The following is a 13694-nucleotide window of genomic DNA, read 5'->3' on the forward strand; positions in this document are numbered from 1 at the left end:
TCAGAAAATACAAAAGCCGCTGCGAGGCAGCGGCTGGTGCTCGGGGCAACACTGTGGGAGCGGGCTTGCTCGCGAAAGACCGTAGCAGCACCGCGTTTAATCAGGCTGTACGCGTCTTCGTTGACGCCCTTCGCGAGCAAGCCCGCTCCCACAAGTGAAGCTGCCTGGGGCGTTAACCCCAAGCATAGTTGTTACTTGATGGTCAGGGCTTCCAGTTTGCCGCTGTTGCCATACACATAGATCGTGTTGCCCACCACCAGCGGACGGGCACGCAGGCCGTCACTGTCGATACGCTCACGACCCACAAAACGACCGTCCACCTGGCTCAACAGGTGCAGGTAACCTTCCAGGTCACCGACGGCTACGTAGCTGGAGAACACTTCCGGAGCCGACAGTTGGCGGCGAGCCAGCGAGTCGTTGCTCCACAGTGCAGTAGTCGAACGCTCGTCAACGCCTTCAACGGTGCCCGAAGACAGGCTCACGTAGACGTTGCCGAAACCCTGGGCGACACCGGCATAGCTCGACGCATCGCGCTGCCAGAGCTGGCGACCGCTTTGCAGATCGAGTGCCGCGACGCGGCCCTGATAGCTGGCGACGTACAGCGTTTCACCGGACAGCAGCAGACCGCCATCGATGTCGACCACGCGCTCCAGTTCCGAACGACCGGTTGGAATCGCGACCCGTTGTTCCCACACCGGCACGCCGTTGGAAATGTCCAGGGCGACCACTTTACCGGTCGACAGGCCAGCCACCGCGAGGCGGTTGGTCACGACGGGGGCGCTGGTGCCGCGCAGGGTCAGTACCGCAGGGGTGCTGTCGTAGGTCCAGCGACGGTTGCCGGTAGCAGCGTCCAGACCGATCAGACGATCGTCCTGAGTCTGTACCACGACAACGTCACCGTTGTTGGCCGGCGGAGCGAGGACTTCGCTGGATACCCGGGCGCGCCACTTCTCTTCGCCGTTGATGGCGTCGAGGGCAACGATTTCACCCTTCAGGGTACCGATCGTGACCAGGCCGTAACCTACGCCAACGGCGCCGGAGACAGGCAGTTCAAGATCCTTTTTCCACTTCACGTCGCCATTGCTGCGATCCATGGCCATCAGCACGCCGGTCACGTCGGCGGCGTAGATGGTGTCACCATCGATCGCCGGCACCAGCATGTTGTAGGTTTCGCCCTGACCGTCACCGATCGAACGGCTCCACTGCTTTTGCAGCACCACTTCTTCTTTGAAGTCGGTCAGCTCGGCCGGTGGCAGTTCTTTTTTGCTGTTGCTGCTGCAACCCGCGGCCAGAATGGCCAGAGCCAGCAATGCTGCATGCTTCCAACGGATCACGTCACGCATCCCCTTTGGCCAGGTCGTCGAGCTTGATTTGAAGGCCACCGACTGCCGCTTCATCCGACAGTGCCGCCTTGGCTTTTTGATACGCGGTGTTCGCCTCGTCGGTACGACCCAGCTGAACCAGCAGATCACCCTTGAGTTCTTCGCGAGTGGCCAGGAACGCCTTGTCGGCATCGCCGTCGAGCAGCTTCAGGGCTTCATCGGCCTTGTTCTGCGCACCCAGCACCTGCGCCAGACGCTGACGGGCGATTTCGCCCAGCGCCGGGTTGGCCGGTTTGGCAACGATGGCTTTGAGTTCAGTCGCAGCGTCGTCCAGCTTGCCGCTGTCGACCGCTACTTTGGCCACGAACAGGCTGCCGTACTGCGCGTACGCGGTGCCGCCGAATTCGCTGTTGAGCTTGCCGGCCAGATCCGCAACGCGGGCAGCGTCAGGCTTGCCGTCCGGGGTCAGCGTGGTTTCCAGCAGTTGCTGATAGAGCACCGAGGCGCCTTGCGACTGGTTGCTCTGATACTTGTGAAAAGCCTGCCAGCCGAACACGATGACCAGCGCCAACAGGCCGCCAGTGACCAGAGGTTTGCCGTTGCGTGTCCACCAGTCTTTCAAATCCGCCAACTGTTCGTCTTCGGTACTCGACACCCCAATACTCCTTAATCGCTAAATCGGCTGTTTAGACAGCTTCAACCCTGCACGACGCAGGTGGCCAGGTGAGCGGCAAGCGCATCCCAGGCAATGCTTTGTTGTTCGCCCTGGCCACGCAGGGGTTTGAAACCTACCACTTGCTGGGCCATTTCGTCGTCACCCAGGATCAGTGCGTACAGCGCACCGCTCTTGTCGGCTTTCTTGAACTGGCTTTTGAAGCTGCCGGCGCCGGCATTGACTTGCAGACGCAGGTTTGGAAGCTGGTCACGCACACGCTCGGCCAGGGCCAGACCGGCCAGTTCGGCCTCCTCGCCAAAGGCGCAGAGGTAAACGTCGACCTGACGGGAGATTTCTTCCGGGATCTGCTCCAGGGTTTCGAGCATCAACACCAGACGCTCGATGCCCATGGCGAAACCCACGCCGCTAGTCGGCTTGCCGCCCATCTGCTCGACCAGACCGTCGTAACGACCGCCCGCGCAGACCGTGCCCTGAGCGCCGAGCTTGTCGGTGACCCATTCGAATACGGTTTTGCTGTAGTAATCGAGGCCGCGCACCAGTTTCGGGTTGAGCACGTACGGGATGCCAACCGCGTCCAGACGCGCCTTCAGACCTTCGAAGTGCGCACGGGATTCGTCGTCCAGGTAGTCGGCCATCTTCGGCGCATCGACCAGTACCGCCTGAGTGTCGGCATTTTTGGTGTCGAGCACGCGCAGCGGGTTGGTTTTCAGGCGACGCTGGCTGTCTTCGTCGAGCTTGTCGTGGTGCGCCGAGAGGTACTCGACCAGCGCTTCACGATATCGACCACGGGATTCGCTGGTGCCCAGGCTGTTGAGTTCGAGCTTGACCGCATCACGGATGCCCAGCTCGCCCCACAGGCGCCAGGTCATGATGATCAGCTCGGCATCGATGTCCGGACCGTCGAGGTTGAACACCTCCAGACCGATCTGGTGGAACTGGCGATAACGGCCTTTCTGCGGACGCTCGTGGCGGAACATCGGGCCGATGTACCAGAGTTTCTGCACCTGACCACCGCCGGTGATGCCGTGTTCGAGCACCGCACGCACGCACGCCGCTGTGCCTTCCGGGCGCAGGGTCAGAGAGTCGCCGTTGCGATCTTCGAAGGTGTACATCTCTTTTTCGACGATGTCGGTCACTTCACCGATCGAGCGTTTGAACAGCTCGGTGAATTCGACGATCGGCATGCGGATCTGCTTGTAACCGTAGTTATCCAGCAGACGCGCGACAGTGCCCTCGAAATAACGCCACAGCGGGGTCTGTTCGGGCAGGATGTCATTCATGCCACGGATGGCTTGCAGAGACTTGCTCACTTTAAATCCTTAAATTCATTCGGCTTTCAGTCAGGCTCAGCCGCGCGCGATGACCGCTGCGTCAGCTTCGACCTTCTCGGCCGCTTTCTCGCGGATCAGCTTTTCCAGCTCGTCCACCAGATTGTCATTCGTCAGTTTCTGCGACGGCTTGCCGTCGATGTAAATCAGGTTTGGCGTGCCGCCGGTCAAGCCGATATGGGCTTCCTTGGCTTCGCCGGGGCCGTTGACCACGCAACCGATCACCGCGACATCCAGCGGCACCAGCAGGTCTTCAAGGCGCCCTTCCAGCTCGTTCATGGTCTTGACCACATCGAAGTTCTGCCGCGAGCAGCTCGGGCAGGCGATGAAGTTGATGCCACGGGAACGCAGATGCAAAGACTTGAGAATGTCGTAACCGACCTTCACTTCCTCGACCGGATCGGCCGCCAGCGAGATGCGGATAGTATCGCCAATCCCCTCGGCGAGCAGCATACCTAGGCCCACGGCGGATTTCACTGTGCCCGAACGCAAACCACCGGCTTCGGTGATGCCCAGGTGCAGCGGCTGGACGATTTCTTTCGCCAGCAGACGGTAGGCTTCAACGGCCATGAACACGTCGGAGGCTTTCACGCTGACCTTGAAGTCCTGGAAATTCAGGCGCTCCAGGTGCTCGACGTGACGCAGCGCGGACTCGACCAGTGCAGCCGGGGTCGGTTCGCCGTATTTCTTCTGCAGGTCTTTTTCCAGCGAGCCGGCGTTGACGCCGATACGAATCGGAATCCCGCGGTCACGGGCGGCATCGACCACGGCACGCACCCGGTCTTCCCGACCGATGTTGCCCGGGTTGATGCGCAGGCAGTCCACACCCAGTTCGGCGACGCGCAGAGCGATCTTGTAGTCGAAGTGGATGTCGGCAACCAGCGGCACCTTGACCAGTTGCTTGATCCTGCCGAACGCCTCGGCGGCGTCCATGTCCGGTACCGAAACGCGGACGATGTCGACGCCGGCCGCTTCCAGACGATTGATCTGGGCGACGGTGGCAGCCACATCATTGGTGTCGCTGTTGGTCATGCTCTGCACAGCGATGGGCGCATCGCCGCCAACAGGTACGTTACCGACCCAGATCTTGCGCGAAACGCGACGTTTGATTGGAGATTCGCCGTGCATGACTTATTGACCCAACTTCAGGCGAGCAGTCTCGCCACTGGTGAACGGAGCGATATCGACCGGTTGGCCGTTGTAGCTGACCTGTGCGGCGCGAGCCACACCCAGACGCACCGCCAGTGGCGGCTTGCCGGAAACCGAAACGCTGTCGCCTTTATGTTTCAGACCGCTGAACAGCACTTTGCCGCGACCATCGGTGACCTGTGCCCAGCAATCGGCGGTGAACTGCAGTTGCACCTGGCCGTCGCCAGCCGCTGGGACAGCTGCTTCTGCGGTCGGCGCAGAGGTAGCCGCTACCACTGGTGCGGTGACCGTCGGCGCTGGTGTGGCCGGGGCATTCGGTGCTGAAGTCGCCGGAGCAGTCACAACCGGAGCCGGTGTATGAACCGGTGCGGCTGGCGTGGTTGCAGCCGGGGCGGCTGGTGCGGTTGCCGGAGCAACCGGCTCGGCACCGGTCGATTCAGCGGTGGTTTCCGATTGCGGCAGGACCAGCGCGGTTGCGCCTTCGGCCTGACCTTCGGCAACGGCCTGGTCTTCCGGCTCGTCGATCGGGTGAATCTGTGTGGTGCCGTCGGCGCCTTCGACTTCAACGTGCTCCGGGGCCAGGCTGGTCACGTCCTTGCTGCGCTGCGAGGTCTGATCCTGCCACCAGACGAAACCGCCGCCGATGACCGCGACCAGCAACAGCAGGCTGACAATACGCAAAATAGTGTGTGAAACCCGCACCGGCTCTTCGATACGACCCAGCGCATGCACGTTGCTGCCCTGTGAGTCGGTGCCGGTGGACTGGTCGAATTGCTGAACCAGAACAGTCTGATCCATCCCGAGCAATTTGGCATAAGCGCGAATGTAACCGCGAGCGAAGGTATGCCCCGGCAGCTTGTCGAAAGCGCCAGCTTCAAGATTGCTCAGGGAAGTCACGGTGAGGTTGAGCTTGAGGGCCACTTCGGCCAGCGACCAGCCATTGCTTTCGCGGGCCTGGCGCAAAGTCTCACCGGGATTAACGCGAGTCGCTGCTACAACTTCGGGATGCGCCGCTTTCATCATTGCTCCGACAGGTATTGCTGATATTCCGGCGTACCGGGATAGAGTCGTTTTAATTGCAGGCCATAACTGGCGGCCTTGTCGCGATCTTCAAACACTTTTGCCAGCCGAACGCCGAGCAATAGACTACGTGCATTTTGCTCGGTTAGCAGGCTGAAACGGTCGTAATAGTCACGCGCGGGCACATAATGCCTGTCTTCAAAGGACAACTCAGCCATTTCCAGCAAAGCGCGCGGTTGTTGACGGTTCAGCCGCAGGGCTTTTTCCAGTTGCTGCTGTGCCAGATCCCGCTGACCGAGTTTCGAGGCGGTCATGCCGAGATTCTCGAAGACTCGCGAACGCTCAGGATACAGGGTATCGGCGGCTGCTTGCTCAAAACGCTCGTAGGCTTCCTTGTAACGCTGTTCTTCGTAGAGAAAACTGCCGTAGTTATTGAGGATTCGTGCATCGGTGGGACGCGAGGACAGGGCTTTGCGGAAATGTTCGTCGGCCAGCTTCGGCTCCATTTCGGCCTGGAACACCAGGCCGAGGGCAGCGTTGGCATCAGGATCGGAGCCGTCCAGCTCCAGCGCCTTCTTCAGCGGCACCTTGGCGCGCTCGGTCATCCCTTGCTGCAAGTATCCCAGTCCCAGCTGCACGTAGGCGGCACGCGCTTCGTCGCGGCCCTTGCTGGTCTTCATCGGGTTGTAGTCACCCGACAGGACACAACCAGCACACAGGCTGGCCATCAGCAACAGCAGCGCAAAGCGCAGGGACATAGAGATCCTCTCTTAGTTAGTGTTCGCGGTGTTCTGTGCCAGATCGCTGTCGGCGCTCAACTCGCGCACGGCGATGTAACGTTCACTGCGACGGGTGCGATCCAGCACCTGCCCTACCAATTGACCACATGCGGCGTCGATGTCTTCACCACGGGTGGTGCGGACAGTGACGTTAAAGCCGGCCTGATGCAACTGATCCTGGAACCGACGAATGGCGTTGTTGCTCGGCCGCTCGTAACCGGAATGCGGGAACGGGTTGAACGGAATCAGGTTGATCTTGCACGGAATGTCTTTGAGCAGCTCGATCATTTCCACGGCGTGCTCAAGCTTGTCGTTGACATCCTTGAGCAAGGTGTACTCGATGGTCAGCACACGTTTCTCGCCCAGGGCGGACATGTAGCGCTGGCACGATTCGAGCAGCATCTTAAGCGGATATTTCTTGTTGATCGGCACCAATTGGTTACGCAATGCGTCATTCGGTGCGTGCAGGGACAACGCCAGGGAGACGTCGATGTGCTTGGCCAGCTCATCGATCATCGGCACCACGCCCGAAGTGGACAGGGTCACGCGGCGCTTGGAGATCCCGTAACCGAGGTCATCCATCATCAGATGCATGGCGGCCACGACGTTGTCGAAGTTCAGCAGCGGTTCGCCCATGCCCATCATCACCACGTTGGTGATGGCGCGGTCGATGGTGGCGGGAACACTGCCGAAGGATTTGTTGGCAATCCACACCTGACCGATGACTTCGGCGGCGGTGAGGTTGCTGTTGAAGCCTTGCTTGCCGGTGGAGCAGAAACTGCAGTCCAGGGCACAGCCTGCCTGGGACGAAACGCACAGAGTGCCGCGTTTGCCCTGGGGAATGTACACGGTCTCGACACAACTGCCGGACGCCACGCGCACCACCCACTTACGGGTGCCGTCGCTGGAAATGTCCTCGCTGACCACTTCGGGACCACGGACCTCAGCAATAGCCTTGAGCTTGTCGCGCAAGGCCTTGCTGACGTTCGTCATGGCGTCGAAATCATCGACGCCAAAGTGGTGAATCCATTTCATTACCTGACCGGCACGGAAACGCTTCTCCCCGATTGAGTCGAAGAATTTTTCCATTTCCGGCTGGGTCAGACCCAGCAGGTTTGTTTTAACAGTCGATGTAGTCATGGATTCACCTTCACTCTTAAAGCAATGCTTAGCGAGTGGTTACTTCAGTAGCTGCGAAGAAGTACGAGATTTCGCGAGCAGCAGCGGCTTCGGAGTCCGAACCGTGAACGGCGTTGGCGTCGATCGACTCAGCGAAGTCAGCACGGATGGTGCCGGCAGCAGCTTCTTTAGGGTTGGTAGCGCCCATCAGCTCACGGTTCAGAGCGATAGCGTTTTCGCCTTCCAGAACCTGAACAACAACAGGACCGGAGATCATGAAAGCAACCAGGTCGCCGAAGAAACCGCGCTCTTTGTGCTCAGCGTAGAAGCCTTCAGCTTCGGCTTTGGACAGCTGCTTCAGTTTCGAAGCTACAACGCGCAGGCCTGCTTTTTCGAAACGAGTGGTGATCTCGCCGATGACGTTTTTTGCAACAGCGTCAGGCTTGATGATGGAGAAAGTACGTTGAACAGCCATGGTGTAACTCCAGAAACGGTAATTTGCGAAAAATTAAACCCGCGAATTATACGCGGGTTCTTGGGTATTGCCTAACCTGCGAGGACGATCAGTCGACTTCTTCGATCCAGAGTGCCTGAACCGCTTCCAACACCTTCTCGCCGACACGGCCAGAGGTGTTGTCGAAGTCAGGCAATTCCATGATCCATCGCTGCAGGTCGACGAAATTGACAGAAAGCGGATCTACATCCGGCTTGGCTTCGGCCAATTCTTCTGCAATGCGTTGAACATCATTCCAACCGTAGCTCATGACAGTCTTACCAGTCAGTGCGGCGCTTCGGCCGCATGGTTAAGCGAATATTTCGGAATCTCGACGGTGATGTCTTCTTCGCCGACGATAGCCTGACAGGCCAGGCGCGATTGCGCTTCCAGACCCCAGGCGCGATCGAGGAAGTCTTCTTCCAGCTCGTCCGCCTCTTCCAGCGAGTCGAAACCCTCGCGGATGATGCAGTGGCAAGTGGTGCAGGCGCAGACGCCGCCGCAGGCGCTTTCCATCTCGATGTGGTGCTCGTGAGCCAGCTCGAGAATCGAAGTGCCGGGCTCGGCCTCGACGACCATGCCTTCAGGGCAGAACTTCTCGTGGGGCAGAAAAATGACCTGCGGCATCAGATATCCTCGATTTCATTCAGATTGCGCCCCGACAGAGCGGCTTTCACCGTCAGATCCATGCGGCGGGCAGCAAAAGCATCGGTCACTTGCGACAGACGCTTGGTCTGCTGCTCGATGGCGTAACCATCGGTGCCTTTCATCAGTTCGGCCAGTTCTTGCATCTGCAGCTCGATGACCATGCGCTCCTCGGAGTCGAGCAAACGCTCGCCATCGGCTTCCAGAGCACCCTGCACCGCTTCGATCAGGCGTTGGGCATCGACTTGCTGCTCGCGCAGGACGCGGGCGACCTTGTCGTCATTGGCGTGCTGGAACGAGTCCTTGAGCATCTTGGCGATTTCACCGTCGGTCAGACCGTAGGACGGTTTGACCTGAATGCTCGCCTCGACGCCCGAACCCAGTTCGCGGGCAGACACGCTGAGCAGGCCGTCGGCATCGACCTGGAAGGTCACGCGAATCTTCGCCGCACCGGCCACCATCGCTGGAATGCCGCGCAGTTCGAAGCGCGCCAGGGAGCGGCAATCGCTGATCAGCTCGCGCTCACCCTGCAGCACATGGATCGCCATGGCCGACTGGCCGTCTTTATAAGTAGTGAAGTCCTGCGCACGGGCGACCGGGATGGTGGTGTTGCGCGGAATCACCTTCTCCATCAGCCCGCCCATGGTTTCCAGCCCAAGGGACAGTGGAATCACGTCGAGCAGCAGCAGTTCGCCGCCATCGCGCTTGTTGCCAGCCAGCGTATCCGCCTGGATCGCGGCCCCGATGGCCACCACTTGATCCGGGTCGATTTCGGTCAGTGGCTGACGACCGAAGGCTTCGGCGACGGCTTCACGAACGCGCGGCACACGAGTCGAACCACCAACCATGACCACGGCATGCACGTCTTCCAGCTCGATACCGGAATCACGCACGGCGCGGCGGCAGGCTTTCAGGCTGCGCGCAACCATCGGCTCGATCAGCGCATCGAAGGCTTCGCGGGTCAGCTGCGCTTTCCAGTCACCGTAGGCGACTTCGACGCTGGCCGAGTCGGTCAGGGCTTCTTTGGCCGCGCAGGCGGTTTGCAGCAGATTGCGTTGTGCGCCCGGGTCGAGGTCGGCGGACAAACCCGCGCTCTCGATGATCCAGCCGGCAATCGCGTGATCGAAGTCATCGCCGCCCAGCGCGCTGTCGCCGCCAGTGGCCAGCACTTCGAAAACACCGCCAGTCAGACGCAGAATCGAAATATCGAAGGTTCCGCCGCCCAGGTCATAGATTGCGACCAGACCTTCGGCGTGTTGATCCAGACCATACGCCACGGCGGCAGCGGTCGGCTCGTTGAGCAGACGCAGCACATTCAGACCGGCGAGTTTCGCCGCATCCTTGGTGGCCTGGCGCTGAGCATCATCGAAATACGCCGGAACGGTGATCACCGCACCGACCAGTTCGCCACCCAGGGTCGCTTCAGCACGCTGACGCAGCACCTTGAGGATATCGGCGGAGACTTCGACCGGGCTTTTCGGGCCTTGTACGGTGTCGATGAACGGCATGTGCGATTCGCCGCCGACAAAGCGGTATGGCAGCTGCTCGCCCAATTGCTTGACGTCGGACAGACCACGCCCCATCAGGCGCTTGACCGACAGCACAGTGTTCAAGGGATCGGAAGATGCGGCCAGCTTGGCCGACTCGCCAACCTCGACGCGGTCGGCGTGATAACGCACGGCGGACGGCAGGATGACCTGCCCGTCAGCGTCGGCCAGTGGTTCGGAAAGACCACTGCGCAACGCAGCGACCAGCGAATTGGTAGTGCCCAAGTCGATCCCCACAGCCAGACGACGCTGGTGCGGTTGAGGACTTTGGCCGGGTTCGGCGATCTGCAGTAGGGCCATCGTGATCAGGACTTATCTGTATATCAGGCGTGCGACCGGAGCGGCACTGGGTTAATCGTCGAGGCGCTCTTCTAACTGGCGCACTTCGTAGGTGAGCTTGTCGAGGAACTGCATGCGCCGCATCAGGCGTTCGGCCTGTTCGCGTTGCGCCGCATCATCCCAACAGGCTGCGAAGCTTTCGTTCAACTGTTCCTGAGCCACTTTCAGGCGCCGCTTGAATACCGCGACACCGTCGAGATCGGCGCTGTCCTGGAGGTCTTCGAGCTCTTCGCGCCACTGCATCTGCTGCAAAAGAAACTCGGGATCATGGACCGTGACTTCCATCGGCACTTCATGCCCGCTGATGGTCAGCAGGTAGCGTGCACGCTGGGCAGGACTCTTGAGCGTCTGATACGCGTCGTTAAGCCGCGCAGACTGCTCGAGCGCTGAGCGCTGCTCGCGCTCGGAAGCGTCGGCAAAGCGGTCAGGATGAACACCGCGCGCCAACTCACGGTAGCGCGTGGCCAACTGCTCGAGATCCAGACGAAAGCTCGGTTGCAGCTCGAACAAAGCGAAATGACAAGGAATACCCACGACAAGCCTCAGATGTTGAAGCTTTCGCCGCAGCCACACTCACCGCGTACGTTGGGGTTGTTGAACTTGAAGCCTTCGTTCAACCCTTCCTTGACGAAATCGAGCTCGGTGCCGTCCAGGTAAGCCAGGCTTTTCGGGTCGATGATCACTTTCTCGCCGTGACTTTCGAACACCTGATCCTCGGCAACCACCTCGTCGACAAACTCCAGCACGTAGGCAAGGCCGGAACAGCCCGTGGTGCGAACACCCAGACGAATCCCTTCACCTTTGCCGCGCCCGTCGAGGGAGCGTCGCACGTGTCGAGCAGCCGCTTCTGTCATGCTGATAGCCATCGTTGACTCCTTACTCGTCGCGCAATGCTTAGATCAAGCCTTTCTTCTGCTTGTAGTCGCGAACAGCCGCTTTGATAGCGTCTTCAGCGAGTACCGAGCAGTGGATTTTCACTGGCGGCAGAGCCAGTTCTTCGGCCAGCTGAGTGTTCTTGATGGTCTCGGCTTCGTCCAGCGTCTTGCCCTTCATCCACTCGGTGGCCAGGGAGCTGGAAGCGATTGCCGAACCGCAGCCATAGGTCTTGAACTTGGCGTCTTCGATAACGCCCTGATCGTTGACCTTGATCTGCAGACGCATCACGTCGCCGCACGCCGGAGCGCCGACCATACCGGTGCCGACATCCGGGTCTTCCGCGTTCATCTTGCCGACGTTGCGCGGGTTTTCGTAGTGGTCGATGACCTTTTCGCTGTAAGCCATGATGCTTAATCCTCACTCATCAGAGAGTCGCTCTTTAAGCCCTGCAACCTGGGGTCGCAGGGCCGGTTCGCGGCGACTTGAAATCAGTGTGCCGCCCACTCGATTTTCGAAATGTCGACACCGTCTTTGTACATGTCCCACAGCGGCGACAGAGCGCGCAGCTTGGTAACGGCCTCGCAGACTTTCTGCGCGGCGTAGTCGATTTCTTCTTCGGTGGTGAAACGGCCGAAGGTGAAACGGATCGAGCTGTGTGCCAGTTCGTCGTTGCGGCCGAGGGCGCGCAGAACGTACGAAGGCTCCAGGGACGCCGAGGTGCAGGCCGAACCGGACGATACCGCCAGATCCTTGAGCGCCATGATCAGCGACTCGCCTTCAACGTAGTTGAAGCTCAGGTTCAGGTTGTGCGGAACGCGGGCGGTCAGGCTGCCGTTGACGTACAGCTCTTCCAGATGCTCGACCTGCTTGTAGAAGCGGTCGCTCAGGGCTTTGATGCGCACGTTTTCGGCAGCCATGTCTTCCTTGGCTACACGGAACGCTTCGCCCATGCCGACGATCTGGTGGGTCGCCAGCGTGCCGGAACGCATGCCACGTTCGTGACCGCCACCGTGCATGGTAGCTTCGATGCGCACACGCGGCTTGCGGCTGACGTACAGCGCGCCGATGCCTTTAGGGCCGTAGGTTTTGTGGGCGGAGAACGACATCATGTCGACTTTCAGCTTCTGCAGGTCGATGTCGACCTTGCCGGTGGACTGAGCCGCGTCAACATGCAGCAGAACGCCCTTGGAGCGGGTCAGTTCGCCGATGGCAGCGATGTCGTTGATGGTGCCGATTTCGTTGTTCACGTGCATCACCGACACCAGAATGGTGTCTTCGCGCAGTGCCGCTTCGATCATCGCCGGGGTGATCAGACCGTCTTCAGTCGGCTCGAGGTAGGTCACTTCGAAACCTTCACGCTCCAGTTGGCGCATGGTGTCGAGGACGGCCTTGTGTTCGATCTTGCTGGTGATCAGGTGCTTGCCTTTGGAGCCATAGAAATGCGCCGCACCCTTGATCGCCAGGTTGTCGGATTCGGTGGCACCGGATGTCCAGACGATTTCACGCGGGTCAGCGTTGACCAGATCGGCCACCTGACGACGGGCGCTTTCGACGGACTCTTCAGCTTTCCAGCCGAACACGTGGGAACGGGACGCCGGGTTACCGAAGTTTCCGTCGACCAGCAGGCATTCACTCATCTTTTGCGCAACGCGCGGATCGACCGGGGTGGTCGCAGAGTAATCAAGGTAAATCGGCAATTTCATGGACTATCTCCTAAATCAGGCTGGCTGGCGTGCCGCTAGCTCTTTGGCTGTCATTCGACGGCGGACGCTTCAATCTTGTCCAGGCGCGGCGCCTTGCCATTGCAACGACGCTGATCCTGACGCTGGGCCACTTCCTGCACCTCACGGCGAGTTACGAGGTCGGCCAAGCTGATACCGCTGAGAAATTCGTGAATCTGCAGGCTCAGGTCGCACCACAGGTGATGAGTCAGGCAGGTGTCGCCGGAATGGCAATCGCCCTGGCCCTGGCACTTTGTAGCATCGACCGATTCGTTGACCGCATCGATCACCTGAGCCACCTGGATGCCCTGCATGTCGCGCGACAGCTGGTAACCACCGCCTGGACCGCGAACACTGGAAACCAGGTTACTGCGGCGCAGCTTGGCGAAAAGCTGTTCGAGATAGGACAGGGAGATGCCTTGGCGCTCGGAGATATCGGCCAGGGACACCGGCCCGTGCTGCGCGTGCAACGCCAGGTCAAGCATGGCGGTCACGGCGTATCGGCCTTTTGTAGTCAGTCGCATGGACAATTACCACGGAGTTCGGAATGGGCGGGAGTATGCAATTCCCGAGCATTTAAGTCAACTATAAGACCTAGTGCTTTAGTCGGGTTTACCCGCAAAAGAGCGCGCGCATCATAGCAAAGGCTGGCGGCGTACAGCCAGCGGTACCGCGTTATC

Annotated in this window: 16 protein-coding genes; all 16 read right to left on the reverse strand. The window is 59.9% G+C overall.

The window, feature by feature from the left end:
* Positions 1-191 precede the first annotated feature (191 nt).
* The 16 genes from bamB to iscR all read right to left on the reverse strand — a co-directional run bounded on the left by bamB (position 192) and on the right by iscR (position 13538).
* On the reverse strand, positions 192-1343 hold the full coding sequence (gene bamB, locus M0808_RS18545; RefSeq protein ID WP_247842103.1) for an outer membrane protein assembly factor BamB: 1152 nt from the start codon (positions 1341-1343) through the stop codon (positions 192-194).
* A complete protein-coding gene (locus M0808_RS18550; RefSeq protein ID WP_007964436.1) occupies positions 1336-1977 on the reverse strand; it encodes a tetratricopeptide repeat protein in 642 nt (213 codons plus the stop codon). The genes bamB and M0808_RS18550 overlap by 8 nt, the downstream gene beginning before the upstream one ends.
* 41 nt (positions 1978-2018) lie before the next feature.
* Positions 2019-3308, reverse strand: a complete 1290-nt coding sequence (gene hisS, locus M0808_RS18555; protein WP_247842104.1) for a histidine--tRNA ligase — start codon at positions 3306-3308, stop codon at positions 2019-2021.
* 36 nt (positions 3309-3344) lie between these two features.
* Entirely contained in the window at positions 3345-4454 is a 1110-nt protein-coding gene (gene ispG / locus M0808_RS18560) for a flavodoxin-dependent (E)-4-hydroxy-3-methylbut-2-enyl-diphosphate synthase (RefSeq protein ID WP_007964434.1), read from the reverse strand.
* A gap of 3 nt (positions 4455-4457) precedes the next feature.
* Positions 4458-5495, reverse strand: a complete 1038-nt coding sequence (locus M0808_RS18565; protein WP_247842105.1) for a RodZ family helix-turn-helix domain-containing protein — start codon at positions 5493-5495, stop codon at positions 4458-4460.
* The gene (gene pilW, locus M0808_RS18570; protein WP_007964430.1) at positions 5495-6253 is read right to left on the reverse strand and encodes a type IV pilus biogenesis/stability protein PilW; all 759 of its coding nucleotides are present in this window, start codon (positions 6251-6253) and stop codon (positions 5495-5497) included. The genes M0808_RS18565 and pilW overlap by 1 nt, the downstream gene beginning before the upstream one ends.
* Before the next feature lie 12 nt (positions 6254-6265).
* Complete coding sequence (gene rlmN, locus M0808_RS18575; RefSeq protein WP_247842106.1) at positions 6266-7414, reverse strand: 23S rRNA (adenine(2503)-C(2))-methyltransferase RlmN; 1149 nt, start codon at positions 7412-7414, stop codon at positions 6266-6268.
* 28 nt (positions 7415-7442) lie between these two features.
* Positions 7443-7868 carry a nucleoside-diphosphate kinase gene (gene ndk, locus M0808_RS18580; protein ID WP_007964426.1) on the reverse strand — a complete coding sequence of 142 codons (426 nt, stop codon included), beginning with the start codon at positions 7866-7868 and terminating at the stop codon, positions 7443-7445.
* 88 nt (positions 7869-7956) lie between these two features.
* The gene (iscX, locus tag M0808_RS18585; protein ID WP_027619659.1) at positions 7957-8157 is read right to left on the reverse strand and encodes a Fe-S cluster assembly protein IscX; all 201 of its coding nucleotides are present in this window, start codon (positions 8155-8157) and stop codon (positions 7957-7959) included.
* 14 nt (positions 8158-8171) lie between these two features.
* Positions 8172-8513, reverse strand: coding sequence for an ISC system 2Fe-2S type ferredoxin (gene fdx, locus M0808_RS18590; RefSeq protein WP_007964424.1), 342 nt, complete (start codon positions 8511-8513; stop codon positions 8172-8174).
* On the reverse strand, positions 8513-10378 hold the full coding sequence (hscA, locus tag M0808_RS18595) for a Fe-S protein assembly chaperone HscA (RefSeq protein WP_247842107.1): 1866 nt from the start codon (positions 10376-10378) through the stop codon (positions 8513-8515). Before hscA ends, fdx begins: the two co-directional genes overlap by 1 nt.
* A 51-nt stretch (positions 10379-10429) precedes the next feature.
* Positions 10430-10951, reverse strand: a complete 522-nt coding sequence (gene hscB / locus M0808_RS18600; RefSeq protein ID WP_003227901.1) for a co-chaperone HscB — start codon at positions 10949-10951, stop codon at positions 10430-10432.
* A gap of 8 nt (positions 10952-10959) precedes the next feature.
* Positions 10960-11283 carry an iron-sulfur cluster assembly protein IscA gene (gene iscA / locus M0808_RS18605; protein WP_003227904.1) on the reverse strand — a complete coding sequence of 108 codons (324 nt, stop codon included), beginning with the start codon at positions 11281-11283 and terminating at the stop codon, positions 10960-10962.
* A gap of 28 nt (positions 11284-11311) precedes the next feature.
* Positions 11312-11698 (reverse strand): Fe-S cluster assembly scaffold IscU, encoded by a 387-nt coding sequence (gene iscU, locus M0808_RS18610; protein WP_003227907.1) that lies wholly within the window; start codon positions 11696-11698, stop codon positions 11312-11314.
* A gap of 83 nt (positions 11699-11781) precedes the next feature.
* Positions 11782-12996, reverse strand: a complete 1215-nt coding sequence (locus M0808_RS18615; protein ID WP_247842108.1) for an IscS subfamily cysteine desulfurase — start codon at positions 12994-12996, stop codon at positions 11782-11784.
* Positions 12997-13046: 50 nt separating this feature from the next.
* Positions 13047-13538 carry a Fe-S cluster assembly transcriptional regulator IscR gene (gene iscR, locus M0808_RS18620; protein ID WP_007956690.1) on the reverse strand — a complete coding sequence of 164 codons (492 nt, stop codon included), beginning with the start codon at positions 13536-13538 and terminating at the stop codon, positions 13047-13049.
* Positions 13539-13694: the final 156 nt, after the last annotated feature.

Origin of the sequence: Pseudomonas sp. MWU12-3103b, assembly GCF_023100615.1 — a bacterium.
Classification (GTDB): Bacteria; Pseudomonadota; Gammaproteobacteria; order Pseudomonadales; family Pseudomonadaceae; genus Aquipseudomonas; species Aquipseudomonas putida_A.